This is a genomic window from Pirellulales bacterium (assembly GCA_036499395.1).
Taxonomy (GTDB): Bacteria; Planctomycetota; Planctomycetia; order Pirellulales; family JACPPG01; genus JACPPG01.
In genome coordinates, this window is the sequence record DASYDW010000063.1 from 88,709 (window position 1) to 115,174 (window position 26,466).

The 26,466-nt window shown below is 61.2% G+C and carries 25 protein-coding genes; 8 read left to right on the plus strand and 17 right to left on the minus strand.

Annotation, left to right across the window (positions count from 1 at the left end; genetic code table 11):
* Positions 1-80: 80 nt before the first annotated feature.
* From VGN12_09665 to VGN12_09720, 12 genes are all read right to left on the minus strand, one after another.
* Entirely contained in the window at positions 81-1,052 is a 972-nt protein-coding gene (locus VGN12_09665; GenBank protein HEY4309704.1) for an amidohydrolase family protein, read from the minus strand.
* Between the two features lie 182 nt (positions 1,053-1,234).
* Positions 1,235-1,708: a molybdopterin-dependent oxidoreductase gene (locus VGN12_09670; protein HEY4309705.1), complete on the minus strand. Its 474-nt coding sequence runs from the start codon at positions 1,706-1,708 to the stop codon at positions 1,235-1,237.
* A gap of 208 nt (positions 1,709-1,916) precedes the next feature.
* A complete protein-coding gene (locus VGN12_09675; protein ID HEY4309706.1) occupies positions 1,917-4,904 on the minus strand; it encodes a vitamin B12-dependent ribonucleotide reductase in 2,988 nt (995 codons plus the stop codon).
* A 589-nt stretch (positions 4,905-5,493) separates the two neighbouring features.
* A complete protein-coding gene (gene rplU / locus VGN12_09680; protein ID HEY4309707.1) occupies positions 5,494-5,805 on the minus strand; it encodes a 50S ribosomal protein L21 in 312 nt (103 codons plus the stop codon).
* A gap of 132 nt (positions 5,806-5,937) precedes the next feature.
* On the minus strand, positions 5,938-7,644 hold the full coding sequence (locus tag VGN12_09685; GenBank protein ID HEY4309708.1) for an Rne/Rng family ribonuclease: 1,707 nt from the start codon (positions 7,642-7,644) through the stop codon (positions 5,938-5,940).
* Between the two features lie 17 nt (positions 7,645-7,661).
* Entirely contained in the window at positions 7,662-8,288 is a 627-nt protein-coding gene (locus VGN12_09690; GenBank protein HEY4309709.1) for a TIGR03936 family radical SAM-associated protein, read from the minus strand.
* 86 nt (positions 8,289-8,374) lie between these two features.
* Positions 8,375-10,117: a phosphoenolpyruvate--protein phosphotransferase gene (ptsP, locus tag VGN12_09695; protein ID HEY4309710.1), complete on the minus strand. Its 1,743-nt coding sequence runs from the start codon at positions 10,115-10,117 to the stop codon at positions 8,375-8,377.
* A 339-nt stretch (positions 10,118-10,456) separates the two neighbouring features.
* On the minus strand, positions 10,457-10,813 hold the full coding sequence (locus VGN12_09700; protein HEY4309711.1) for an HPr family phosphocarrier protein: 357 nt from the start codon (positions 10,811-10,813) through the stop codon (positions 10,457-10,459).
* 18 nt (positions 10,814-10,831) lie between these two features.
* Positions 10,832-11,308, minus strand: coding sequence for a PTS sugar transporter subunit IIA (locus VGN12_09705; protein ID HEY4309712.1), 477 nt, complete (start codon positions 11,306-11,308; stop codon positions 10,832-10,834).
* Positions 11,309-11,370: 62 nt separating this feature from the next.
* Positions 11,371-11,724, minus strand: a complete 354-nt coding sequence (gene raiA, locus VGN12_09710) for a ribosome-associated translation inhibitor RaiA (protein HEY4309713.1) — start codon at positions 11,722-11,724, stop codon at positions 11,371-11,373.
* A 252-nt stretch (positions 11,725-11,976) separates the two neighbouring features.
* Complete coding sequence (locus VGN12_09715; GenBank protein HEY4309714.1) at positions 11,977-14,205, minus strand: hypothetical protein; 2,229 nt, start codon at positions 14,203-14,205, stop codon at positions 11,977-11,979.
* A gap of 211 nt (positions 14,206-14,416) precedes the next feature.
* Positions 14,417-14,683: a hypothetical protein gene (locus VGN12_09720; protein ID HEY4309715.1), complete on the minus strand. Its 267-nt coding sequence runs from the start codon at positions 14,681-14,683 to the stop codon at positions 14,417-14,419.
* A gap of 150 nt (positions 14,684-14,833) precedes the next feature.
* Here VGN12_09720 and VGN12_09725 point away from each other — a divergent pair, with 150 nt between their 5' ends.
* Together VGN12_09725 and VGN12_09730 are read left to right on the plus strand one after the other, a co-directional pair.
* Positions 14,834-15,001 (plus strand): hypothetical protein, encoded by a 168-nt coding sequence (locus VGN12_09725; GenBank protein HEY4309716.1) that lies wholly within the window; start codon positions 14,834-14,836, stop codon positions 14,999-15,001.
* A gap of 262 nt (positions 15,002-15,263) precedes the next feature.
* Entirely contained in the window at positions 15,264-15,710 is a 447-nt protein-coding gene (locus VGN12_09730) for a tetratricopeptide repeat protein (GenBank protein HEY4309717.1), read from the plus strand.
* A gap of 42 nt (positions 15,711-15,752) precedes the next feature.
* Here VGN12_09730 and VGN12_09735 read toward each other — a convergent pair whose 3' ends face one another.
* A complete protein-coding gene (locus VGN12_09735; protein HEY4309718.1) occupies positions 15,753-16,574 on the minus strand; it encodes an AAA family ATPase in 822 nt (273 codons plus the stop codon).
* A 277-nt stretch (positions 16,575-16,851) separates the two neighbouring features.
* On the opposite strand from VGN12_09735, the gene nagB reads away from it, so the two are divergent.
* Positions 16,852-17,661 carry a glucosamine-6-phosphate deaminase gene (gene nagB, locus VGN12_09740; GenBank protein ID HEY4309719.1) on the plus strand — a complete coding sequence of 270 codons (810 nt, stop codon included), beginning with the start codon at positions 16,852-16,854 and terminating at the stop codon, positions 17,659-17,661.
* A gap of 64 nt (positions 17,662-17,725) precedes the next feature.
* Here nagB and VGN12_09745 read toward each other — a convergent pair whose 3' ends face one another.
* Together VGN12_09745 and VGN12_09750 are read right to left on the minus strand one after the other, a co-directional pair.
* On the minus strand, positions 17,726-18,424 hold the full coding sequence (locus tag VGN12_09745; protein ID HEY4309720.1) for a TylF/MycF/NovP-related O-methyltransferase: 699 nt from the start codon (positions 18,422-18,424) through the stop codon (positions 17,726-17,728).
* Between the two features lie 138 nt (positions 18,425-18,562).
* Positions 18,563-19,234 (minus strand): hypothetical protein, encoded by a 672-nt coding sequence (locus VGN12_09750; protein HEY4309721.1) that lies wholly within the window; start codon positions 19,232-19,234, stop codon positions 18,563-18,565.
* Between the two features lie 146 nt (positions 19,235-19,380).
* On the opposite strand from VGN12_09750, the gene rlmN reads away from it, so the two are divergent.
* The 4 genes from rlmN (at position 19,381) to VGN12_09770 (ending at position 22,792) form a co-directional block, all read left to right on the plus strand.
* The gene (gene rlmN / locus VGN12_09755; protein HEY4309722.1) at positions 19,381-20,433 is read left to right on the plus strand and encodes a 23S rRNA (adenine(2503)-C(2))-methyltransferase RlmN; all 1,053 of its coding nucleotides are present in this window, start codon (positions 19,381-19,383) and stop codon (positions 20,431-20,433) included.
* Between the two features lie 272 nt (positions 20,434-20,705).
* The gene (locus VGN12_09760; GenBank protein ID HEY4309723.1) at positions 20,706-21,347 is read left to right on the plus strand and encodes a sigma-70 family RNA polymerase sigma factor; all 642 of its coding nucleotides are present in this window, start codon (positions 20,706-20,708) and stop codon (positions 21,345-21,347) included.
* A 4-nt stretch (positions 21,348-21,351) separates the two neighbouring features.
* Positions 21,352-21,858, plus strand: a complete 507-nt coding sequence (locus VGN12_09765; GenBank protein HEY4309724.1) for a hypothetical protein — start codon at positions 21,352-21,354, stop codon at positions 21,856-21,858.
* The gene (locus VGN12_09770) at positions 21,848-22,792 is read left to right on the plus strand and encodes a hypothetical protein (GenBank protein ID HEY4309725.1); all 945 of its coding nucleotides are present in this window, start codon (positions 21,848-21,850) and stop codon (positions 22,790-22,792) included. The genes VGN12_09765 and VGN12_09770 overlap by 11 nt, the downstream gene beginning before the upstream one ends.
* 84 nt (positions 22,793-22,876) lie before the next feature.
* On the opposite strand, the gene sppA is transcribed toward VGN12_09770, so the two are convergent.
* On the minus strand, positions 22,877-23,959 hold the full coding sequence (gene sppA, locus VGN12_09775; protein ID HEY4309726.1) for a signal peptide peptidase SppA: 1,083 nt from the start codon (positions 23,957-23,959) through the stop codon (positions 22,877-22,879).
* A gap of 311 nt (positions 23,960-24,270) precedes the next feature.
* Between sppA and VGN12_09780 the strand changes: the two genes are divergently transcribed.
* Complete coding sequence (locus VGN12_09780; protein HEY4309727.1) at positions 24,271-25,026, plus strand: TIM barrel protein; 756 nt, start codon at positions 24,271-24,273, stop codon at positions 25,024-25,026.
* A 117-nt stretch (positions 25,027-25,143) separates the two neighbouring features.
* Here VGN12_09780 and VGN12_09785 read toward each other — a convergent pair whose 3' ends face one another.
* Positions 25,144-26,442, minus strand: coding sequence for an acetyl ornithine aminotransferase family protein (locus tag VGN12_09785; GenBank protein HEY4309728.1), 1,299 nt, complete (start codon positions 26,440-26,442; stop codon positions 25,144-25,146).
* Positions 26,443-26,466 lie beyond the last annotated feature (24 nt).

A 26,466-nucleotide genomic window follows, 5' to 3' on the forward strand; every position in this document is an offset into this window, starting at 1 on the left:
ACACCGGCTGAAACCAGTAAATCGGTGCCATGCTTTTTCGCCACAAGCGAATAAGCATGCTCCTCGCTCGCTGGTTATCGCTACTCACCCAGCCGCAACACACGTCGCGCGTTGTCACGGAAGATCTTCGCGGCCGCCTCGGCCGGAAGATCGATCTGGGCGAAAAGTTCGAGTTGCGGCACGTCCTGGCCCGGGGCCAGAAAGTCGGTGCCGAACATTAATCGATCCTGCCGGCGCAGCAAAAACTCGCGACCGAATTTGGCGTCGCGCTTAATGGCCCCTGCCCCGCTGCCGGCAGATAGATCGCCGTAGAGATTCGGATGTTTATCCATGAGAGCGTCGATGGCGCCGCCCGGCGCGACGTCGCCGCGTGGATAGCCGGCCAGGTCGGCCGCCGTTGCTCCGCCGCCGATGGATGCCCACCAGCCGGGTCCGTGCCCAATCATGACTAGCTCCGGATGCTCGCGCAGCACTCGATCGAGACCGGGCAATCCGGGCACGTCCATGTTGCGCTCGTTGTCGAGGTGAAACAGCAGCGGCAGCTTCAATTCAGCGCAGGCGGCGTACAGCCTCCTATTGCGAGGGTCATCGATGGCAACGCCGGGCTTATGTTCGCCAAAGCCGCGTGCTCCGGCATCGATATACCGCTTGAGCATTTTCAGCAGCCCATCATGGCCGCCGGCGTAGCTGGTCCGCGGATCGACGGAGCAAAACGGAATCAGTCGATCGCGATGCGGCCGTGACTGCGCGAGCACGTAGTCGGTGCTGATCGGATAGCTACTCGATTCAGGCGACACCAACGGCAACACCACGGCTTGCGCGATATCGGCCGCATCCATCCAGCGCAATAGGGCCTCGGCCGTGAGCTCCGCGCCCGTGTTCCACACCGTGCCCAGATGCGTGTGAATATCGACGTAGCGGCCCGGCGGAAACTTCGCAGCGGGCTCGGCCGCGAAGGCGTTACGCTGACGCGAACGTGCGACGGACGCGGCGGCCACCAGGCTTGCCATTCCACCGCAGAATCGACGTCGCGTCACGACCGGACTATTCATGTGGGTGACTTTGTACAGTGCGGACAGGCAAAGTGGGAAAGAGAATTGATCCGCGGATTACACAGGTGAGGAGCAGCTTGATCGCAGCAATGAGCCGGTCCACCTCGATCGATTCTAACTGTCACGATTCGTAATCGTATCGGGGTCATTTGCGAAATCTGCCGGGGTATTCGGTACGGGACCTAGCCCCCTTCGCGGCGGTGCAAATCGGCGTGTTCGGTTTCGTCCGCGGGGCGATTGTCATGGCCGCGATCGGTCGAGAGTTCGATATGATCGACGAACTTGACGTTCGCGCACTCGTCGATGTCGGCCGAGTGGCAGGCGGAGTAATCCGGGATGAAGAACCGCAACGGTCCGCCAGCCTTTGCGGGCAGGGGCGCACCGTCGAGCGCATAAATCAGCACGGCGCGATCGCGCACCGCAGCCAGGGGAATGCTGGCGTGAAAATCATCGGCCGCCGCGTGCAGCGTCAGGTAGATTGCATTCGGCTTGACGCCCACGTACTGCAACAGGCCGGCCAGCTTAACGGCCTGGCCGCGCCGCTTCGGGTCGAGCGTGCTGACGTCGGCAATCTGAAACTGCGCGTCGATGGCTGCCAGGTCGGCCGTCGAAAGCTGGCGTGGGTGATCGACCTCACCGGTAATGCGCAATTGCATGGCGCTCGTCTGCCGTTCCGAGAAGCAAATGTCGCGGCCTCGCAACCAATTTGCGAAGCAATCCTGGTGGGCATCGCTCTGGCCATATCATAGCTACCGAGAATGAGAGCAGCGACGGGCGCAAAAAAGGAGCGGGCACCACTCCCGACCATGTGGAGTGGTGCCCGCCAACTGCTGGGCCGACCGCGGGACGAAGCCCGACAATCCGTTACGAGCAGCCCATGCTGTTACCGCAGTTGTGACAGAGATAGCAATTGCCGGCACGCACCGTAATGGCACCGCAGTTATCGCAGCTCGGTGCGTCAGCCTGGAAGCTGGCGAACTGTTCGCTGCGGACTCGCAACCGCCCGCCGTCGGTATCGGTCCGTTCGAGCAGCAGACTCTTCGCCTCGAAACTGTGACCATTTCCGTTGCCGTTGAAGTGCGGCTTGAGAACCTGGGCGTGACCATTGCTCTTGGCCACGGGGGCCTTGGGATCAGAGCTGGCTGCGTCGGCAGTTTTGGGCGATCCTGCCCCCGCGTTTGGCCCGCCGCTCGTCCTGGCGACGGGCTTGGTCTCGCCGGGACTATCCTCCGCGGCCGGTCCGGCCGCCTCGCTATGGGCGAGATTGCCGTTGGCCTCGCGATAACCGGGCAGAAACGTGATCCCCAACCAGCGGAAGATGTAATCGACGATGCTCTTCGCAATGCGGATGTCGGGGTTCTTGGTATGCCCCATCGGCTCGAACCGCGTGTGCGAGAACTTGTTCACGTACACTTCGAGCGGCACGCCGTACTGCAAGCTCATCGAGACCGCGGTGCCGAAGCAATCCATCAAACCGCCGACGGTGCTTCCTTCCTTGGCCATGGTGATGAACAGTTCGCCCGGCCGGCCGTCATCGTACAAACCGACCGTGATGTACCCCTCGTGCCCGGCGATGCTGAACTTGTGCGTGACCGAGCGGCGAGTATCGGGCAACCGTTCGCGACGCGGAGCAGCCTTTTGCTTTTCGGCGGCGCGATCCCCTTCGGTGCTGGTCGACAGCGGCTGGCTTTCCTTCGAACCGTCGCGATAGACGGCCAAAGCCTTCAACCCTAGCCGCCACCCTTCCATGTAAGCATCAGCAACGTCAGCCGGCGTGGTATCGCGCGGCATGTTGACCGTCTTGCTGATGGCACCGGAGAGGAACGGTTGGGCCGCGGCCATCATTCGCACGTGGGCACGCCACGAAATCGAACGCGTACCGTTGCGCGGTTGGAACGCACAATCGAAGATCGGCAGATGCTCGTCAGCCAGGTCGGCGCCCCCTTCGATCGTATCTTCGCGACCGATGTAGGCAACGATCGACTCGATCCGCGGCTCGTCATAGCCGAGCGCACTCAGGGCCAGCGGCACCGTCTGATTGACGATTTTCAGCATGCCACCACCGGCCAACTGCTTGTACTTCACCAGCGCGATATCGGGCTCGATGCCCGTCGTATCGCAATCCATCAAGAAGCTGATGGTGCCGGTCGGCGCGAGCACCGTGGCCTGTGCATTGCGGAAACCGTGCAAACGGCCGCTGGTAAGAATGTCTTCCCACACGACGCGGGCGGCATCCTTCAAATAGGCGGGGCAAGCGTCGTCGATCTTCTCGACCGCGTCGCGATGCATCTGCATAACACCCAGCATCGGCTCGCGATTTTCCGGATAACCCTCGAACGGACCGACCGCGGCGGCCAGCTCGACGCTGGTCAGGTTCGCGGCACCGTGCAAGAGAGCCGTCATCGCACCGCACAAACCCAAAGCGCCGGCCGAGTCGTACGGCAGGCCACTGGTCATGATCAGGCTGCCCAGGTTTGAGTAGCCCAAACCGAGCGGACGGAACATGTGACTGTTGCGAGCAATGTCCGCCGTAGGATAACTGGCGTGATCGACCAGGATTTCCTGAGCGATAAAGAAGATACGGCAAGCGGCCTGAAAACGCTCGACGTCGAACGTACCATCCGCCAGGCGAAACTTCATCAGGTTGATGCTGGCCAGGTTGCACGCCGTGTCGTCCAGGAACATGTATTCCGAACACGGGTTCGAGGCATTGATGCGCCCCGAATTCGGGCAGGTGTGCCAGTGGTTGATCGTGGTGTCGTATTGCACACCAGGATCACCGCAGTACCAGGCCCCTTCGGCCATTTTGGCCATCACTTCGCGTGCCGGCCAGGTTGGGCCCTGACGCCCGGTGTCGGTGACCCAGTGCGTCTTCCACGGCTTGTCAGCAATGACGGCCTGCATGAAGTCGTCGGTCAGGCGCACCGACAGATTGGCATTCTGGAAGAGGATCGAGCTATAGGCTTCGCCGTTGAAGTTCGACTCGTAGCCGTTCTCGATCAGGATTCGTGCCTTTTTCTCTTCCTTGAGCTTGCACTCGATGAACTCCATCACATCGGGATGCCAGACCTTGAGCGACTGCATCTTGGCAGCGCGACGGGTCTTGCCGCCGCTCTTGACCACGGCCGCGATCTGGTCAAAGACCCGCATGAACGACAGCGGACCCGACGGCTTGCCGCCGCCGGAGAGCTTCTCGCGGTGCGAACGCAGTGTCGACAGATCGGTGCCCGTACCGGAGCCGAACTTGAACAGCATGGCCTCGCTGCGGGCGAGTTCCATGATGTCTTCCATGCTGTCATCCACGCTTTGGATGAAGCAGGCCGAGCCCTGGGGGAACTCGTACGGGTTCTCGGGGCGACGTGCTTCCTGCCCCTCGACGTCCCAGTGCCAATTGCACTGCGATCCCTTCACACCGTATTGATGGAACAGACCGACGTTGAACCAGACGGGCGAATTGAAGGCACCGTGCTGATGCAGGCAGAGCCACGACAGATCGCGATAAAACCGCTCGCTATCGGTGGGCGTGGCAAAGTATCCGTCCTTCTCGCCCCAATCGGCGATCGTGCGGCTGACGCGGTTAATCAGCTGGCGGACGCTGTTCTCGCGCTCGGGGGTGCCCACCTCGCCATAAAAGTACTTGCTGCAGACGACGTTGGTGGCCAACTGGCTCCAGCCGGTGGGCACCTCGCAATCGTTCTGCTCGAACAGCACGTCGCCATCTTCCCCCTTAATGGCGGCGGTGCGGATCTCCCACTGGACCGTGTCGAACGGATCTGCCACGTCTTCCGGGCAAAAGACCGCGTTCATCACCAGGCCATTGGGGAAACGGCGCACGGGCTTCTTCTTGATCATTCCGACGGCCGAGCGAACTTGCCCGCCGCTCAAATCATGCTGGGACATGAGGGCATCCTTTCCATTAGTATACAGAAGTATACCACAAGAACCATCTTCGACAGGTTGCGCGAGGTCGGATACCATTCCGAGCCGCGGCTTCCCGGTCTTCCCGAATTATCTAACTTCCGGTCGCTACACGCTATATATTGTAGTCACGCAAGGCGATTACTACAACATCAGGTGCTCGAACGAGAGTCTACACGATTTGAATCGAGTGTCAATCAAATTCTAACAATGCCCTAAGAGCCTACACGGCAATGGCTTGCTGACTCTAACGACAACCGATTCCTGGCATTCTTTGCGGCTCGAGCAAGACGTAACCAATTGCTAGCATTTGGTTTGCATCGATAGGTGCTAGCATGCGAGGGCGTCCAAAAACGAATTACTACTTTTTGGGGTTACCGAACCACCCTGCCTGGCGCGAAGATGTAGCGGTCCGAGAATTTCTTACGGGACACCTCGCGGAAAAGAAAAAGGCCGCGTCCCTATCAGGAACGCAGCCTTCGGTATTTCAAAAACTCGGGCGGGCTGCCCGTGCGAAGATAACTTAGACGACGATCTTGCTCACGCGAACCTTGGTGTGCAACTGGCGGTGGCCCGTGCGACGGCGCGAGTTCTTGCGGCGACGCATCTTCTGCACGACCAGCTTCGGCCCCTGCGAGACGCCGACGACCTCGGCCACGACGCTGGCACCGGCCAGCGTGGGCTGCCCGATCTTGGTGCCGGAATCGTCGCCATAGGCCAAAACCTGCTCGAATCGCAGCTCCTGGCCGGCACTTGAGTCACGATAGTCGAGCTCGACGACCTGACCCTCTTCCACTTTGTATTGCCGCCCACCGTCGACGATGATCGCGTACATCGTTTTCTTTCCCACACTCTTGAATTTCGGTTCTTGGCCGGCCGCGGAAGTCATCCCGATAGCCGGTGTTTACCCCCCAGATCGAAGCTGAGGGCCTTGTAGTCTAGCGGACCTCGTGGCCGGGGTCGAGGGTCATCGGCCGTGGAATTTCACGTCGCGCCCGCTGTTATCGAAGCATTCGACCACGAGATGCTCGGGAGGAACCCCCTCGCGCCCGTAAATCTGCACCGAAATGCCGGCATCGTCCTCGATCTTGGCCAATTCCCGGCGCTTCTTGTTGTTCAGATAGGTCGAAACCTCGTCCGAGACGGTCACCGCGACCCTAGCCACGTCCTCCTGCTGGCTGGCCAGGATCAACGTCCGAACGACCTCGATCGCCATGCTCTCGGCGGTTTTCACGACCCCCGTCCCTGCGCAACCAGGGCAATCCTTGAACACGCTGCGCTTCAGGCTAGGTCGAATCCGCTGCCGGGTCATTTCGATCAGGCCGAAAGGGCTGGTGCGCAGAATCTTCGTCCGCGCCCGATCGCGTTTCACGGCGTCACGCAGGGCGCGTTCCACGCCGCGGCGATGCCGTTCCTTGCGCATGTCGATGAAGTCGTTGACGATCACCCCGCCCAGATCGCGCAAACGCAACTGCCGAGCGATCTCGCGAGCGGCCAACAGGTTCATCTGGTAAGCAGTCTCTTCGGCCGAATCATCGGCGCGGAAGTTACCACTGTTGACGTCGATTGCAACCAGGGCCTCGGTCTGGTCGACGACAATCGACCCACCCTGCCGCAGCGGTACCTCGCGCTGGTGGATGCGCCCGATCTCTTCATCTAGACGGTAGCGATGAAAGAGCGGTTCCTTGCCTTCGTACAGTTGCAGTCGATGAACGTAGCGCGGCATGACGATTTGCAAGAACTCTTTCGCACGTTCGTGTGCCGCCGCCTCGTCGATGTAGATCGCGTCTACATCGCCCGTGAAAATGTCGCGGATGGTGCGAATGATCATGTCGCTTTCTTCGTAGATATCGACCGGCGCCTGTGCCTTTTTGATGCGGCGCACGATGACTTTCCACAATCGCACCAGGTAGGCCAGATCGCGCGATAGTTCCTTCTTCGTCCGATCGATGCCGGCGGTGCGAATGATGAATCCCAGACCTTTCGGCGGACTCAACTCAAGCATGACGTCGCGCAGCTTACGGCGCACGTCCTCGTCCTCGATCTTGCGCGAGACGCCTACGCGTCCTAGGGCCGGCATCAGCACCAGGTATCGGCCAGGAATGCTGATATAAGTGGACAGGGTCGGCCCCTTGGTGCCGATGCCCTCCTTGATGACCTGCACCAGCACCTCGTCACCGCGGCGCAGAATGTCCTGAATCGGCGGCTTCACCCGTGGGCGCGCGCCGGGGCGCATACCGCGCTTGCGATGGCGCGTCGAATCTTCCATCTGGTCGTCGTCTTCGACGTGGTCATCGCCGCCGTTGCCATTGCCACGGCCGCGCTGCGAGCCGTTGCCTTCGATAGGCTTTGTCGGATCGAAGCCCCCCTGGCGAAAGTATTGCGGCTCGACGTCGCTGATATGCAAGAAGCCGTTGCGGCCGACGCCAAAGTCGACGAACGCCGCCTGGATGCTCGGCTCGATGTTGACGACTTTGCCTTTGTAAATGTTGCCTACGTAGTTGTCCTGGCTGCTGCGCTCGATGTACAGCTCTTCCAGGACGCCATCCTCGACGATCGCGATCCGACATTCCTCGGGCTGCGATACGTTGATCAGCATTTCCTGCTTCATCCGGTGACCTTCTCGATCGGCATACATCCGTGAGCTGCGCTGTTCGCGTTGGTTTGTTGTCATCGGTCGGGCGGAGTCCTTTATGTTTCCAACACCACTTGGGTGCGGGCTGGGTAAATTCCGCCTTCGCGCAAATCGTTAAGTCCGAGGGCGGCCAATACGTCTCGCGCGCGCAAATTTCGCTCGCGGCTGGCGCGGATGCGAAACCGCAGCACGCCAGCAGTAACATCGGCCCCGACCAGAAAGTCGCGCAGGTCGACCGTCGGCGCACCATCGCGCGCGACGGGCAACGTTGCTTGCGCGAGCAACTGCGCGGTGCGGTGGGCTGCTGCTTGCCGATGCTGGGCCGGCAGCGAAACCTCGTATGCCGTCTCGCGCAGCATTGCGGCGCGGGCCAGCGGCGAGGTTTCCTCGATATGCGTTACGACCAGGCCTGCTGGAGCAGAACGCGCAAGCGCCGCGCGTAACTCGTCCAGGCTTTGCGGGCCCGAGAAGTCCACCTCGAGGACTTCGTCGTGCCCCTCCTCGCCCATCGGCAGGGCCGAAGGAAGACTCATCCGCGGTCGCGGATGACAGCCTTCGGTCATTACCAGTGCTACTTGCGCGCGGCGCAACAACCGCTCCCACGCGCGCAGCAGGTCGAGGTGGCCAACCCAACGCAGGTCACCCTCTTTGCGAAATCGAATGCGTATTCGTCGTCGAACCATCAGCTCAAGGCGTTTCGCACTGCCGAGGCGCGAAACCGTTTTTCAGCGGCTGTCCCGATCATCCTGGCGGCCGCCGGGCCGCACGATCAATCCGGCAGATCGGGTAGTACTCTCTTCAACTCTTGTCTCAAATAACTCGTCACGTCGCGGGCGTTCTCCAAGTCCAGCGCCCGATCGGCCACCTCGCGGCATTGCTCGATCGTGACGCTGCGGCAGACACGCTTGATCTCGGGGATGGCGGATGCCGCGACGCTCAGTTGCCGCAATCCCAGTCCCAACAACAACATCGTGTACGTGGAATTCGCGCTCATCTGGCCGCACAGGCTGATCGACTTATCGTGGCGCTGCGCGGAATCGATGGCCATTTTCACCAGTTTCAATACGGCCGGGTCGCTGGCGCTGTACAGGTCGGCTACGTCCTTGTTGCTGCGGTCGACGGCCAGCGTGTACTGAATCAGGTCGTTCGTGCCTATGCTGAGGAAATCGACTTCTTCCACGAAGTGATCGATCATTAGCACGGCCGAGGGGACCTCGACCATCATGCCAACGGGCAAATTACGATTAAACGGCTGGCCGCGCTCGTCGAGGTCCTCCATCACATCGGCCAGCACCATCTTGGCCTGGCGCAGCTCGAGCAGTGTCGCAATTAGCGGAAACATGACACGCACATCGCCCAGCGTGCTGGCGCGCAGGATCGCGCGCAGCTGCGTACGAAAAAGCGGCAAGTTCCGCAGGGCCAACCGCGTGCTGCGCAAGCCCAGGAACGGATTTTTTTCCTCCTCGATCGCAACTTGCGACTGCACCTTATCCGCGCCCAGGTCGAATGTGCGGATGATGACCGGTCGATCACCCATGGCGCGGACGACGCTGGAATAGGCCTGAAAGTGCCCCTCTTCGTCGGGCGGCGTTTCGGTGCCCAGGTAGAGGAACTCCGTCCGATAAAGCCCCACGCCACCGGCGCCGCGACTCAAGCAGTGCCGTACCTCGTGGGGAAATTCGATGTTGCCGAACAGGTCGATCTGCTCGCCGTCGGCAGTGATCGCGGGCAGATCGCGCAGCGCCGCCAATGTCAACTCGTGCGAGCGATGCTGCACTTCGTCGCGCCGATAGCGGGCCAGCGTTTCTTCGTCTGGCTGCAGGATCACCTGCCCACGATCGCCGTCCACAATCACCAGATCGCCACCGGAGATATCGGTCAGGAACGGACCGATGCCAACGACAGCGGGGATTTCCAACCCTTGCGCGACGATGGCGGTGTGGCTGCCCGATCCCCCTTCTTCCGTAGCAAAGCCGCGGACGAATTGGCGGTCGAGATTGGCGACCTCGCTGGGGGTCAGATTATGCGCGAGGATCAGCACCGGCGAAGTGAGCGAAGAAATCTCCTCGCGCCGGCGGCCCAGCAAGTTGCGCAGCAGTCGTTTCTCGATGTCGAGAATATCCGTGGCGCGCTCGGCCATGTAACTATTGTCGAGCGACTGGAACACTTTGACGTAGCGGCGCAGCGCGCGGCTGACGGCATATTCGGGGGAATAATGGCGTTCACGAATCAGTTGTTCGAGCTCGGCGCGCAGCCGTGCGTCGCGCAACATTTGTAGATGAGCCTCGAAGATCGAGCCATATTCACGGCCCAACTCGATTGAGACGGCGTCGCGATTGTGCTCGACCTGGACTACGGACTCGGCGAAGGCCGCTTCCAGACGCAGCAGTTCCTCTTCGACCGCGTCACGCGCGACGAAGCGGCGAGGGATGCGAAATCCCTCGTTTCCCATGACGAGTGCCTCGCCGATCGCCACACCGGGCGAAACGGCGATCCCCTGCAACCGCTGCATGTGATTCCTTGTGTGTGGCGTTGCGCCGGCGCTCAAAAGCGCGGCTCGGGCAACGACGTCCCCGGCGTGCGTCACGGTCGAGCGAGGTGATGGGCCGCGTAGCGGGCTCTTTAGCCCAGGCGCTGGCGTGCAATCACTTTCTCGAGCGGACACTTCGCCGCATTTGTCGCCGTGCGACAGGCAATTCGTCCCGGTATGAGGACGTTCGCGGCCACCCACGTGGTTTCGGGCAGGTGGCCCAGCGAGATTGATTGCCGCACGGAGAGGGCCGAGGTTTGCGTGGCGGGCCAACCGGAGGTGTGCATGCCGGCAAGCGCGTCGCTAAACCTCACGTAATCTCTAACACGCTGTTTCGTCTTCCGAGAAATTCTGTCTGATCAGTTCCGCGAGCGCGTCGAGCGCTTGCGCGGCGTCTCGCCCGGTGGCCTCGAGCTGCAGGGCGGTCCCCTCAGCGGCGGCCAGGGTGAGGATGGCCAAAATGCTTTTACCGTCGACGCGTTCGCTATCCTTAACGACTTCGACCTTCGACTCGAACTTGCTGGCTACTTTCACGAACATATCCGCCGGGCGGGCGTGCAAGCCCTGCGGATTCGTGACGATCACGGTTCGTTGCAATGTCTGTTCGCTCATGCGCGGCAATTCACAGGACCGACCGTCGGGCTCGGCCGTCGTGGACGATTGAGATTTCGTCCACACGGCCAGTCCCTAACGGGACTAGGAAACAAACTGGTTATTATCGGCCTCGTCCAGGAGTTGCAGGATCTCCTCGGCATTCTTCGCTTGCTTCAAGAACTTGCAGAACGTCTCGTCGCGCAACTGGCGCGAGACATTTTCCAGGGCACGCAAGTGATCTCCCGGGCGATCGGGTGGCGAGATGAGCAGGAAGAACAGGTTCACCTTCTCGCCGTCCAGGCTGTCAAAATCGACCCCCTCGGCACTGACGCCGACGGTGCCGGTTAGCCGGTCGACGCTGGCATGCTTGGTATGGGGCACCGCGACGCCGCGGCCGATACCAGTGCTACCCAATTCTTCGCGCTTGAGAATCGCTTTGATGATGCCTTCGTACTCGCCGGGCGCGATCTTGCCGGCATCGAGCAAGGCTTGCGCCATTTCGCGAATCACGGATTCTTTATCGTCGGCCGTGAGATCCGCGCGAACGGCCTCACGGCTCACGAAGTCTGCGAACTTCATTCACCCACTCCCTTCTAACTGCCGGCTCACACGCGTGCGTTGCGATGCGACGACCGACACCTCTACTCGGTTTCCGGACCAGGCTCGCTGGCCGTTCCTTGCTGCCGTAGTCCGGGACTGCGGTGATGATCCTGTACTTTCTCTTTGTATTTCTTCAACTGCTGTTCCACCTTATGCACGGCGCAATCGACCGCCGCCATCAGTTCGCCAGCCTGCTCTGTGGCAACGAAATCGTGCTTGTGCTCGGCCGAAACACGCAAGTCGACCGACGGCGCGTCCCGATGCTCCAGGTTCACCGTCAGTTCGACGGCTGTCAGGCGCTCGAAATACTTCGGAAGCTTCTCCAGTTTGGTCGCGATCTTGGCTTGCGTCGAATCGCTTAAATGTCCATGCCGGGCTGAGATGCTGATCTGCACCGCGCCGCTCCTAAGTTGTGTGGAACCTTGCGCTTTCGGGTGTGCTCATGCGCATAAAAGGGCCTATCTTAGCTTCCCCCCCGACGGGTCACCAACAGCAGGATGCGTGATTTCGCGGGGAGGGCGATAACACCTGGGGTCAGTTTACCCAATCTGCGTCTTAACGTAAGGGGATAACTGTCAGATCGTTCGATCAAAATGTCATTGGACCGACTCGCAGGGTCTCCGACTTTCCGTCGGGGGACCATCTGGCTATTTGGGAACGATCTGGCCATCGGCCAGCCGCTGCTTCCAGGCCCGCACCCCCGACTGCCGTTTGGCCGCGTTGTATTCAGGCTTGTAGGTTAATGTCCCGACCGCCACGCGCTGCAAGTTCCAAAAGGCCAGGATTCGATAATCGAGATCCTCATGGTCCAGGTCCGAAACCAGCCGGGCCGCGGCACCGTCCTGCAATTGACGCTTCGAGAAGCCGCGCAGCATCTCGTAAAGATCCTTGGCCTTCTTCGCGTCGCGTTGGCTTTCGAGGGTTTCTTGCAGTTGCTTGGCGATTTCCGGGCTGCGGACCATGGCGCGGCGCGCGGCCTCGATTTGGCCGGGCCAGTTCGTGCGCTGCTTTTCGTCATTCAACAGCGGCAAAAGCCCCTCGAAATCGCCCAACAGCGTCAGGCACTGCACGGCCAGATTGCGCACTTCGACGCGGCGATTCTGCGATAGCTCGCGCAAATGCTGCAGCAAGGGCTCGCCGCTTGGATCATCGGCAATCAGCTCCTTGCTCACGTCGTCCGCCGCCCGTTTCTCGAACTGGCTCAGAGGATTGCCGTTGATCCAGGGAGGAAACACGACTTCGTTCGAGGAATCGCCACCGGCGGGTCCCTCCTTGGCAAGCCAGGTCCGCACCGCGGGAGCCCGCAGCGTTACCGCCTGTGAACCGGCCGTGGTGTATTCGACTTCGCCATTAGGGACGTATAAATCGGCCGTGGTTCGTGCCGGCTCATCGAGCGGATCGGCCCCGTCCGGCAACCAACGCCGCACGTCGACCGCGATCCGCGCGTCAGGTCCCAGGAAGGTGACCAGGTAGACTTGGTCGTCGACCTGGATGTTCAACTGAGTGCCTGGTTTGCCGGCGGTCGCCACGACGACCTGCCCTTCAATGACGTGCAATCCCGGCACGTCGTTGGCATCAGGCGCGGTAAGCCGTACTACCGAGCCCCCGAGCAGATGCGCTATGGCCCCGCCGCCGGTACTCAGCGCCACACCTGGGCGAAATGTCGGCAGCGCGATCAATTCGTCATCCGAGACCAGCGCATCCCGCGTGCTCAGCCGCTGCCAAGTCCCAGCGCCGCTGCCATGTAGCAGGACTTCGCTGTCGTTGACCAGCCGTCCAACAGGCACCGCACCTTCGGCGGTAGGAGTTGCCGCTCGTTCCGCTTCTGGCACGAGCGCCTGATCATTCATCGCCGTACGCGGCCCGTCGTTCGCCGGCACATCGGTGTCAAAGGCGCCTTCGTCGGCACGCAACGTTGGCCGCGCTCGGCCGGCAGGCATAGCATCGCCACGCGCCGGGGCCGCGAAAGCCGAATCCTCGGCCGGCTGCTCGGCAGGAGACTGCGGAGCCTCGGTGGCGCTTTCAGCAGCCGCTTCGGTGGCGATTTCGACTTCCGGTTGCGTGGGGGGTGTTTCTAGCGGGGGTTCATCGACCGGCTGTGCGACTTCGGCCGCCGAGGGCGGCTCAGCCGCAAGCGGATCTGGTGATTTTTCGACGGCAGGCGGCCGCTGAGAGGGGGACGAGCTGGCATCAGCATCGACCACGGCTAATTTTACTCCGCCGCCTCCCAGGCCTGGCATGCCGAGGAAATAGAACGCGCCCGCTCCACCAACGATCAGCAATAGTGTCGCCAGGGTCAAAGGGAGCCATGACCGGCGCTCTTTCGGCTTTTCGCGCAGCCATTCCGGAATCTCGGGACGGCGGCGCTGACGTGGTCCGCTGGTCTGCAGCTGCTCATCATGCATGTCCTCGTCGGCGCCCTCCTCGTGCTCGTCGAGTTCCTCTTTGTGCTCTTCGGCCTCCCGTTCGGCCTGCTGGGCGAGCGCCAACTCCTGTTCGGGGATGGCGTACATTCGCCGGCGTAGTTTGGGGTCGACCTCGGCCCGTTCGCCGAGCACCAGCGCCAGAATCTGGTGCGCCGAAGCGACCTCGGCCAGGTGTACGTCCGAGGTCAGGCAGATTTTTTCGAATTCCGTGACTTGCTCCGCCGGCATCGTGTGGTCGAGATACTCGGCCACAGTGTTGGCGTCCCCTGCCAGGCCACGGGCGAAAAGCTTCGGCGCGCCGAGCTTCAGCCGGCGACTAACGTCGTGTACGCGATGCATGAGCTCCGTAGCGAAGGAGCTGGCCTCGATGCGCTCACTCATCTCTTTGGTGTCGGCCGGCTCGAGTTGATCATCGAGGTACGCCAGCAGGTATCGCAGTGTGAGCCGCATGATCGTGTTCCGTTGGCTAGAGATCGGGGCTTCCCGCTTCGCCGATGCCTAACGGCGCGGCGAGATTGCCTTCTCCCCTGGTTAGTGCCTTTGGGGACAGAAGTCCGTGCAACATTCTCGCGGAGAACGCGAAATTCGCGGATTTCACGCCCGGCGCGACACGGCAATCAGAGGGGGCATGCAGCCCGCGGGATGCGCAAATACCCGCCGATTAATGACTTTCGGTTGCAGATTCCGGCGTGCCTGAAAGTGCAAGCAGGGAAAGCGCCAATTGCAGCGTGGCGATGGCCACCGGATGAACGTGGGGCAGCTCCTGTATGTCCGGAGCACGCCATTGCGGGATTCGCTCCCAACCGCCAAGGGTCCGCCGCCAAGAAAAGCCGGTAATCACGGGCTGGCTGGACGGCGAGAATAACGTCGGCGATGCAAACGCCAACGCTCCCAGAACGACCAGTAGCCAAAGGATCGGACGCAGCACGAGTTTCCGGCTTTCGGAGAGGGCTTGTCGGCGAGCGGAATGGGCAGGTGAATATTTCAGCCGCCACCCCCCCAAAGCAAGCACCGCGCCGAGGCAGCAGAAAAAGCGATGAGGTGGCCACAAGCAATTACAGAGACAACGGTTACGCGAATGCGTCAAGTCGAACAAAGACAGGGCATGTGGCCCTTTTGCCACGTGGCCGTGACATTTCGCGGCGCCGATCACCTGGCTGGTGGCGCGATTCAATCCGCACAGCCCCTGCAGCTTTCGCTTGTTGCTGGGTTCAGGATCGCGGTGATTCTGGCGGACGATCGCTAAATAGTCGACATAGTTCTTAGAACGCGTTGTGCGGCCTCACTTTTCGGCGGTAATTGATGAGGACGCGTTCCCGATTTCCCGAACAAAAGGCGGCCCCGTTCAGCATTTTGCAACTGTCACGTAGAATAGAGAAAGTGCCGATCGCGCAACTCTTGCTGCGTCGGCACCTGCCCCCTCGATTTGTGGTGCAAACGTGTCGGCAAGCAACCGCATTCGATTACAGCGCGTACTCCGCGAGGCGGAGGGCTATCTTGAGCTCGGGATGCCCCGCCAGGCGCTGTCGTTGTTGGACCGCATCGACCAGCCGGGCACGTCCAAAGGGCAGTACCTGTTTCTCAAAGGGGACGCCCTGCGGAACCTCGAGAATTACCAGGACGCGGTCCCCCTGCTGGTTGCCGCGGTCGACCTCGCCCCCAGCAAGATCGACGCCTGGATGGCCCTGGGCTGGTGCTACAAGCGAATTGGCCGCCTGGACGACGCCATCGATAGCCTGGAGCGAGCCCACGAGGTTCAACCGGCCGAGCCATTGATCGAGTACAACCTGGCTTGCTACTACTCCCTGAAGGGAGTGAAGCAGCAAGCGCTGGACCATCTTTCCCGGGCGATCAACACGAACCCGGTCTTCAAAGAAATGGTCGGCCGCGAGCCCGATTTTGACCCGATCCGCTCGGATCCCGGCTTTCAGGCGCTGGTGAGCGTGACCGTCTAAAACTGCTCGCTAACTGCTCGCTAACTGCTCGCAGCGGAGGTCTCAGGCCGAGCGCGCCGTAATCGTGCTTGCCGCGGCCGTCATGCCGGCCACTTCATCGGCTAGCAGCTGATAGTCTTCCGCCCCGTTCGAATCGGGGGCGTAACGGAAGATCGATTGCCCAAAGCTGGGAGCTTCGGCCAGGCGGATGTTACGGCGAATTCGGGTCTGAAATACCCGGGCCGTGGACCAGGGTGTGCGGCGATCGCGCGATTGATCGAGAAACGCGTTCACGTCGCGGCTGACCTCGGTGGCCAGACGCGTGGCCGATTCGAACATGCACAGGACTACCCCGCCCAGTCGCAACCGCGGATTGAGCCGCCGGGCGACCAGGTCGATCGTTTCCAAAAGCTTGCTCAAACCGTGCAGGGCCAGAAAGTGGGGCTGGAGCGGGATAAAAACCTCGTCGACGGCCGCGAGGGCATTGATGGTCAGAATGCCCAACGACGGCGGGCAATCGACGATCAGAAAATCGTCCGCGAGATCCCCCTCGGCGAGTTTGTCTCGCAAAATCACGTCACGCCCGACAACCCCGGCCAGTTCCAGTTCCACGGCCGCCAGGTCGATGTGGGATCCGACTAGCCATAGATTCTCCTCGATCGGTTTGCGGACGTCGGCCAAGGGGGTCACGTCCGTGAGAACATCGTAAATCGAGCGATCGTCGCGCCCCGGCTCAACGCCCAGGTGCAATGTGGCGTGGGCCTGAGGGTCGAGGTCGAGCGTCGTCACCTTCCGCCCGGCCGCCGCCAGCGCAGCACTCAGATTGACCGCCGTGGTGGTCTTTCCGACGCCCCCTTTTTGATTCAGGATGGCAATTTTGCGCATGGCGAAATCGCACCAACGGCGAAGTAAAGTAGTAGGGACGAAACCTGCGGACACGAAACGGGGATCAATCGTTAGGCCGGCGACCCGCAAAGAGCAGACGCCGCCGGGCGGGGATTATACGTACGCCCCCCAAATGCTCCTAGACGAGCTTCTGCGAGCGCCGTGGTGGGGGGCGTTGGCCCCAGAGGGCTTTTGGGCTAAAAATGCCGGCTGAGACGGCGGAGGCGGCGATTTTTCCTTTGATTTTACTTCCGTCCGACAACAGGGTGCTGACAGCATGAGAGTGATCGTCAACCAGGATGCCGCCGGGGTCAGCCGCGTGGGCGCCCGCTTCGTCGCGGCCCTGGTCCGCCGCAAGCCGACGTGTGTCTTGGGTTTGGCCACCGGCGGGACGCCGCTGGGGATGTATGCCGAGTTGATCCGCATGCATCGTGAAGAAGGGCTCGATTTCTCGCGCGTCGTGACCTTCAACCTCGACGAATACGTCGGGTTGGGGCCAACCCATCCGCAAAGCTATCGCTTCTTCATGCAGCACAACCTGTTCGACCACATCAATATCGACTCGCGCAATACCCACGTCCCCGACGGCCGGGCACTGGATTTCGACGCCTACTGCGATCAATACGAAAAGATGATCCGGGATGAAGGGGGCATCGACCTGCAAGTTCTGGGGATTGGCAGCGATGGGCATATCGCCTTCAACGAGCCCGGTTCGTCGCTCGGCAGCCGAACGCGATTGAAAACCCTGACCGAAGAGACGGTCCGCGACAACGCGCGCTTTTTCGGCGGCGAAGAGGCGGTGCCGCGGCTGGCGATCACGATGGGGGTAGGCACGATCCTGGAATCGCGGCAATGCCTGCTCTTGGCTTGCGGCGGAGCCAAGGCGCGCGCCATTCGCGAAACGATCGAGGGACCAGTCACGGCCCAGGTCACGGCGTCGGCCCTGCAGTTGCATCGCGACGTGATTGCGGTGCTGGATCACGAGGCGGCCCGGTTGCTCGAACGCCGTGACTATTACCGCCAGATGGAAGAAGCGCAGGCCCGCCTGCAAACGGGGCACGGCCCGAAGGTTATTCCGGCGTCGTAGCGGTCGCAGTTTCGGCGGATTCGCCGGCCGAGATTGACTGGCCGAAAACGCGCACAGCGCGGCCTTACGCCATTTTTACGACCATACATTGCGTCGTGGGCAGCTCGATCAAAGGCTCTGGCTTGTCGTGCAGGAACTCCGCAAAAGCGGCCCGCACTCCGGACAAAATCGAATAATCGTGCGAAAGCATGACGCCGCCGGGGACCATGCGTGGGTAAAAGAATTCCAGGCAGGCCAGCGTTCCTTCGTACAAATCGACGTCAAAGTGGGCGAAGGAGAATCGCAAGTTCTCGACCGGGCCTGACGTCGTCGGGAATTGTCCCTTGTAGAACGACACGTTGGGGTAACCGGCCAGGTAGCTACGGACGCTTTCCAGGCTGCAACTGTATTGATTCTCGCGGTGGACGTTGCCGTCTTGCGCGGCAGCCTTCGGTAGTCCCTCGAAGGTGTCGAAGACGTGCAGCGGGCGTTCCCCTTTGGCCTCGCAAATCATCTTGGCCGAGCCCCCTTGGTACGTCCCCACCTCGGCCAAAGCGGCATCTTGCTTGCTTTGGGCGCGGGCCAGCGAATAGACGGTGAAAGCCTCGTTCGACGTGAGCAGCCAGCGACGTTCTCGCCGCACCCGGCTAATCAGGCGTACGACTTCACGATCTTTGTGGCTCGCGAGCCCCATCAATTCCAACTTGGAAACCGCGCGGACCGACACGCGTTCGATCAGCCCTCCGCCGATGAGCCGCTGAATGCGCTGATTCCGAAGCCACATGGGTCACCGTCCTTTGGTGGTCCGCCCCGCTCGAAATTTAATACACGCCGCGGCGGCAAACCAATGAGACGGGCGATCCTAAAGGCTGGGTGCGGATTTGCAAAGCGACTGCCTGACACGTCGAGTGGCCAGCAAATCCTAATGGATTGAATCGAGGATCTTCTCGACCTGGTCCAGGTGATACTCCTCGCCGTCGAGTTGCAGGAACAGCAACCCCACGCCTTGATGTCCCTGGAACTCTCCCATAGCGCGAATTAACTTGCGTTCCGTCTTTTTGGTATGCCCCTCTTCGATGCGAAACTGGGCGGGATGCTCGCGAATCGTCAGTTCGCGGGTGTGAGTCTCGTCGACGATGAAATCTTCTTTAGACTCGCGATGCTCGTTATTCGTGAGCGCACGATCAATCTGTTCGCGTAGAGTCTTCTCATCGACAGCCGTGAAGCTTTCCGCGAATTCGCCGATGGCCAGGATCTGCTCCTGCGGTTCGTCCGAGTACACGGCGGCCTTCAAGAACGTCTGATCGACGATCGGAATCTTCACGTCGAAGCTCGCCAACGGTGTCAGGCCGGGCGGAATGTCGATCTCGGCTACTTGCGCGGAGATCGCTTGTATTTCGGCCGGGTCCCGGGAAATCGATCGATTCAGCAGCGAGTAGCTGAACCAGCTCATCCCCACGATGCCGCCACAACACAACAGCAACATCACGCCGCAACCGATACCACATCCCAGCAGGATTTTGACGCCGGTGCTCATGCCCGGCGGCGGTGGAGGAGTAACGGCCGCGGGCTGATAGTGCTGGACGTCGGACATTTGCTGGTGCTCCGTGCTGCTAAAGGATTTGCCCGGCATTGTCTCCCCGCATTGACTGGGCTGTCAAACAGTTCGAGCCCAGACTGCCGGCCAGCGGGCGGCTATAATCTGTCATTCGCCACTGTTTACCGAATGTTGGATGTCCCGTGCGTTCGATCCTTGACCTTTCCCAAGACGAGTTGCGTGATTGGCTGACCAGCCAGGGGCAGCCCGGCTATCGCGCTGCGCAGATTCACGGCTGGATTTTCCAGCGCCGTGCCGCGAACTTTGACGAGATGAGTGACTTGCCGCAGGCATTACGCGCCGCGCTGTCCACGGAATTCACGCTGCTGACGACCAAAATCGCATTGCATCGTCAGGCGGCTGACGGCACGGAAAAGTTGCTGCTGGCCTTGGCCGATGATCAGCGCATCGAATGCGTGCTGATTCGCGAGCAAGCGCGACGCACCATTTGCATCAGCACGCAAGTCGGTTGTGCGATGGGTTGCGTGTTCTGCGCTAGCGGACTGGATGGCGTGGTGCGCAATTTGACGCGCGGCGAAATTGTCGAGCAGATGTTGCACCTGGCGCGACTCTTGCCGGCCGAGGAAAGGCTAAGCAACGTTGTCGTCATGGGAATGGGCGAACCGCTGGCAAACCTGCCTGCGCTTTTGCCGGCGCTACGCGATGCCACCAGTCCGTCGGGCTTGGGAATCGGTGCCCGCAAGATCACGGTATCGACCGTGGGCCTGCCCCCCGCGATGGATCGGCTCACGGCCGAGGACTGCCAATATCACCTCGCGGTGAGCCTGCACGCACCGGACGACGAGTTGCGACGACAACTAGTGCCGGTCAGTCGCAACATTCCGCTCGACAGTGTGCTGGCCGCGGCGGATCGTTTCTTCGACGCGAATCATCGTCGCCTGACGTTCGAATATGTACTGCTGGGCGAATTGAATGATCGTCCGGAACACGCCCGACGATTGGCCGATCTGCTGGCGGGACGGATGGCGCTCTTGAACGTGATTCCGTACAACCCGGTAGCGGGCCTTCCCTACAAAACGCCCACCGAGCGCGCGCAAGAGCAGTTCTTGCGGATCCTCACGCACGCCGGGATCAACGTTCAGGTGCGGACGCGCAAAGGGGATCGCATCGACGCCGCGTGTGGGCAGTTGCGCCGCTCGCAGGCCGGGGCGGTGCCGGTTTCTGCCGGCGAGTAGCCGAGTAAAGCCGATCCTTTGGCAGTTTGTAGGGGCTGCGATTTCTGGCCGGGGGGGATTGGCCGTTCAAAACCTGCGCCGCTGGACGGGGTTAAATCTCTTGCCGTCGCCACGGACCGAACGCCAAGGGTCCGCGTGCTGTGAAGAACGGCAAACGAGCGTATGCTGAAGTGAGCGTGGCAATCTGGTCTGCGCACGTTTTTGTTCGCCTGGACGGGCCATCGGGGCGGTGGCCGGGGGCGAACATCCCCGATTACGCATGAGGGCGCCCTTTGGCGACTAGCGACGATTCGCCAGCGGGATACGAGCTGCGCGACCCTGACGTGCGGCTGATGCTCGAGGTGCGCAACGACAGTGCCGCCGCGTTCGAGGAGCTCATGCTGCGCTACCAGAATCGCCTGGTGACGGTGCTCGATCACCTGGTCGGCGGCCGCGACCAGGCCGAAGACCTGGCCCAGGAAGTTTTCCTGCGCGTCTACCGCTCGCGCAAGCGGTATGTGCCAGGGGCCAAATTTTCGACATGGCTATTCACGATCGCGAACAACGTCGCGGCCAATGCGCGGCGCTCGCGCTCGCGACGCCGTGAGGTCAGCCTGTCGGTCAACGACGGCAGCAGCTCGGGGGGCAACCGCTTGGACCAGCTAGCGCAAGCGGCCAGCGGTCTGATGCCGGCCCGACAATTGGACAAGGCCGAGATGCGCGAGGTGGTCCACCTGGCGATCGAGGCTCTCAACGAACGGCAGCGCATGGCGCTCTTGCTCAGCAAATTCGAGAACATGAGCTATGCCGACATCGCGGAGACTATGGACATGTCGCAGGAAGCGATCAAGTCGCTACTGTCGAGGGCCAGGCTGAATTTGAAGGAAGTTCTGGAACCTTATCTCGAGCGCGGGGACCGCCCTGCCGCGGATTGAGACTATGAGCCAACCAAGCCCCGAAAATCTACCTCCCGAGCTGACGGATCAATTGGTCAGCTACCTGGACGGCGAGCTGGACGCTAACCAGGCCCGACGCGTCGAAGAGGCGCTAGCGGCCGACCCACGCGTGCGCCAAGAAGTTTGGCAATTGGAGCGAAGCTGGCAATTGCTCGACGAGCTGCCACGCACCGAGGTCGACGAATCGTTCACGCGGTCGACGGTCGAAATGATCGCGCTGCGGGCCGAAGAGGATCTGGTGGCCGTGCAGGAGCAGATTCCGCAGCGCAAAAAGCGATTCGGGATGGTGGCAGCGATATTGCTCGCAGTCGCCGCGATCGCTGGCTTCTTCACCGTAAACACGATCGCGCGGCGCGCGGACGAACAATTGCTTTCCGACTTGCCGATCGTCGAGAACCTGGATCAGTACCGCGAAATCGAAGACATCGAGTTCCTGCGCACCCTGCAATCGAGAGATTTCCAAGCCACGGAGGTGAAGCGTGACCGGTAACCACGAAATCGCCATCGCAAAAAACGTCTGCCGTCGCGGAGTGCGCGCCTTAACGGTCATGGTCGTCATTTTGGCCGCGGCGCAGGCCGGCGCGGGGGACGTGCTTGTTGAACGGCGGACGCGGTTGGAGCAGATGGACCAGCAGGACCGCGAACAGGTTTCGCAAAACTTCGAACGCTTTCAGCGTCTCGAGCCGGCCGAACGCGACCGGCTGCGCGAACTGCATGACGAGATCGACGCCGATCCGCAACGGGACGAGTTACTGAAGGTCATGCAGAATTATCACGAATGGCTGAACGAGCTTCCGGCCAGCCAAAGAATCATGCTCGCGGCATTGCCGGTCGAAGATCGAATCAAGCGGATCGACGAGTTGCGCGGAGCGCAAGCGGCAGGCAAGCGAAATCGGCTCAGCCCAGCCGACTCGAAAGCGCTCGACGCCTGGATCGTCAAGCATGATTTTCACAAGCAATGGGCCGACGCGCAGCGCAATAGCCGGCCACCGAGCGTAACGCCGGAACAGTTGGCCGATTTACGTAACGTGCTCTCGGAACCGGCGCAAAAGGCACTCGACGAGGCCAAGACCGAAGAAGAGCAGCGCCGCTTGGTCCGCGGTTGGATCTTTCAAACCCGCGCGCCAGGCTGGGGCGCCGGCGGCCGCGGCGGTTTTCATCGCCCCAGCACCGAAGAGTTGCATCAGCTGTTCACGAACGACCTTTCGGAGAGCGAGCGCAGCTACCTGCGGGCGTTGCCTCCGGAGCAGATGCAGCGCGAGTTGGTTCACCTGTGGCGCGAGCATCACGCCAAGCAAGGGGACGGACCGCACGATCGCTCGGACGGCCGCGGCCCTATGAATCGCCGCGGCGGCAAGGCGGACCACGTTTCGCCTGATCGACCTGCGCGTGAGCGCGATAGCAAGGATGCTAGTGCGCCGTGATGTTGAACATGCTTATCCGCCTGTGGCGGATAAGCATGGCACACACGCCAGAGACCGTTGCCTTGCCAGGACTGTTTCGCTGAATTACTTGGCTTGCGTCGCGAACGGTAATTGCCAGGTGCATAGGAAATACGCGCGGGGCGATGCCAGATCGACCAGGGCGGCCAGATCGAGCGACGAGCGCGACTCGGTTGCAAACGGCAATCCCATCAACCCGCCTCGCGTTTTATACTTCACGGCGCGCAGGTTATCGCGCGACAGGCCTGAGAGCTTAGCGGCTCGATCGATCGCTTCTTCGATATACCCTTCTTCATCGACCAGCCCCTTGCTGATGGCCTCGCCGGTGGTGAATACCTGGCCGGTGGTCACCTTGGCCAGGGCGTCCGGGTCCTTGGCCAAAGCGGGTCGCCCCGCTTTGACGATGTCTTGAAACCGCTGAAAGCTGTCGTCGACCAGGTGCTGGAAGATGGCGCGCTCTTCGTCAGTCATGGGACGAGTCGGCGTGCCCATTTGTTTCAATGGACCGCTTTTGATCGAGTCCTCTTCGACGTCCCAGGTCTTCATCAGGCCGGCAACGTTGTAATGCGGAATGATCACGCCGATCGAGCCGGTCCAGGTCGTGGGCTCGGCAAAGATCACTTTTTCGCCGTCGCCGACGGCCATCGCGATGTAATACCCGCCGCTGGCTGCGATGCCTCCCATGCTGACGACCATGGGAATCTTGCGCTCGGCGAGCATTTTGCGCAGGTGATGGTACAGGTAATCGCTGGCCGTCACGGTCCCGCCCGGCGAATTAACGCGCAGCACGACGGCGCGGACCTCTTTGTCGTCGCGGACGTGATCGATCTGCTTCTTGATGAAACCTTCGCCGTCAATGATGGCGCCGTCGACCGTGATGATCGCGATCTTGTCCTTGGCGGTCTTGGAAAGCGAGTGATAATGCTCGTCGACGGTCTTGTCGACGCCGCCGGTGACCGAAGCAACCGCTCCCACCAGCATCAAAGCGACAAGAATGCCTGGCAGCACCAGGAAGACGAAAAACAGCAGACTGACGATCATCGACAGCCGGCTGCGCTGCGGCGCGGCGGCGACGATGATTCGTTCGGTGACCTGCGGCGGCGGTGGTCCGTAAGGGGTTGGACGTGGCGAGGGATCGTCGAGGTTCATCGTTCCTCCTTGTCGCCGACTGCTAGCGGTCGTCCCGCTGTGAAGTCGGACCGAATTCATTTCACGAGCGAACTATTATAGCAATCCTCGTCACAAGGTGGCGCCAGTCGTCAGGGGTGTTGCCAGCGGACACCCCTGAACAGTAAGCTACTCGAACGTTCGCACCCGGAACTTTGGGCTGTCAGCGGCGACATTAATGGAAGGCCGCCAGCCCGGGCGCTGACCAGCATGGCGAGCAATGGCTGCCATGCGGAGCCTTGAGGCGGCAATTGTCGCGCGGGCTCGGTATCTCTATTCAAAGGAGTGGCCTGGTGTTTGTCGCTGCGTCAACGGAGTGTTTTGCCGACTTGCCCTTGGACGCGGCGCTCCAGCGGCTAGTCGACCTCGAATACAACCGCGTCGAGATCACGTTGCTCGAGCGCAGCCAGCAGTTAAAGCCCTCGCAGGTTCATGCCGACCTCGATTCGGCAGTTTCGGTCTGTCGCGAAACGCATCGGCTGACCCCCGTGGCGTATTACGTCGATATCGACGCCGAAGGTGATCTGTACTACGAACAGTTCTCGGCTTGCTGCAAACTGGCCAAGGCGACCAAGGTTGTCACGCTCACCGTGCGGTCGGGCGAAATCGGAACTCCGTTCAATGCCGAAATCGAGCGGCTGCGCGAACTGGTGCGAATTGGTTCGCTCGATGGCGTACAGATCGGCCTGAAAACCGAAACTGGCCGCATGAGCCAAGACCCCGCCACTGCGATCGTAATGTGCGACAACGTCAAAGGGTTAGGCATCACGCTCGATCCCAGCCATTTTGTCTGCGGACCGCACAAGAGTGGTAACTACGACCAGATCTTCAAATACGTCATCCACCTGCAGCTTCGCGACACGACCAAGGACAAGCTGCAAGTTCGCGTCGGTCAGGGTGAAGTGGAATACGGCCGGCTGGTGACGCAGCTTGGTAAGTTCCGCTACAACCGTGCCCTGTGCGTCAACATTCTCGAGCAACCGGAATCGGGCGTGGATCACATGGCCGAGATGCGAAAGATGCGGTTGCTGCTGGAAAGCTTGCTGTAGTATCGCCGGACGCGACTGCATGTTCCCGTTGTGCGCCCGGGGCGATGTCGCGTGCTTATTCCGCGTGCCGCGGAAAAAGCATGGCACCCAGCCGAAAAGTGCGGCGCCTCGATGATATCAGTTCGATGTGGCGTCGTGGCAGGCGTCGGCGAAGATCTCTAGCGCGCTGGCTACCTGCTCGGCCGTGACGCACAGGCCGGGGCAAAACCGTACGGCCGCCTTGCCGCAACCCAACAGCAGCAATCCTCGTTGGAAAGCCGCATCGACGACTGCATCTCTCCGCGGTGGGTCCGGATTTTCATCACGCAGAATATCCACGGCGACCATCAATCCTCGCCCGCGCGGATGGGCCAACATCGGCAGTTGCTCAACAAGCCGGTTTAGGCCGGTCAGCAATTGCGCGCCGCGTTCGGTCGCGTTGGCCAAATATTCGCGTTCGAGCAGATCGATCGTTGCGAGCGCGGCGCGGCAACAAACCGGATTGCCACCAAACGTCGATGCGTGACTGCCCGAGGGCCAGTCCATCAGGTCGGCATTTGCCACGATCGCCCCCAGCGGCAAGCCGCTCGCCAACCCCTTGGCCAGGCACAACACGTCGGCTGTCACGCCAAAGTGCTCGATGGCGAACATCTTGCCGGTCCGCCCCATGCCGGATTGCACTTCGTCGGCCACGAGCAACATGCCATGTTCGTCGCACACGCGCCTGAGCATGGGAAGGAAGTCCGGGTCAGGCAAACGATACCCACCTTCGCCCTGAATTGGCTCGACGAAGATCGCGGCGACTTCGTCCGGCGGACAAACAGTGCGGAATTGCTCATCGAGAACGGACTGATCGCAGTTGAACGGAATGCGGTGTACGCCGGGCAAGAGCGGTCCGAAGCCGCGCTGATGAATCGCTTTCGACCCGCCAATCGACATTGCGCCGAACGTGCGGCCGTGAAACGCACCGTTGCAGGAAATCACGCGCTGCCGCCGGGAGTGATAGCGCACTAGCTTCAGGGCCGCCTCGACCGATTCGGCACCGCTATTGGTAAAGAAGACTCGCTTGGGTTGCGTGCCGGGAGCGAGGCGGGCCAGCCGCTCGGCGAGTTCGATTTCGGGAGTGTAGTAGAAATCCGTCCCCGACATGTGGATCAACTTGCCGGCCTGATCGGCGATCGCGGCAGTGACTTCGGGATGGCAATGCCCCGTAGCGGTCACGGCAATGCCGGCGGTGAAATCGAGAAACAGGTTGCCGTCGACATCCTCGATCGTGCAGCCGGCGCCGCGCGCCGCGACCAGCGGATAGCCGCGCGTGTAAGACGGGGACAGAACCTGGTCATCACGTGCGATCCAGGCTGCCGCTCTTGGGCCAGGGAGTGAGGTCAACAAGACCGGTCGGCTGACATCGGGCGTTGTCGTGATCGTGGAACGCATGATCAGTCCTCCCGTTGAGCTCCA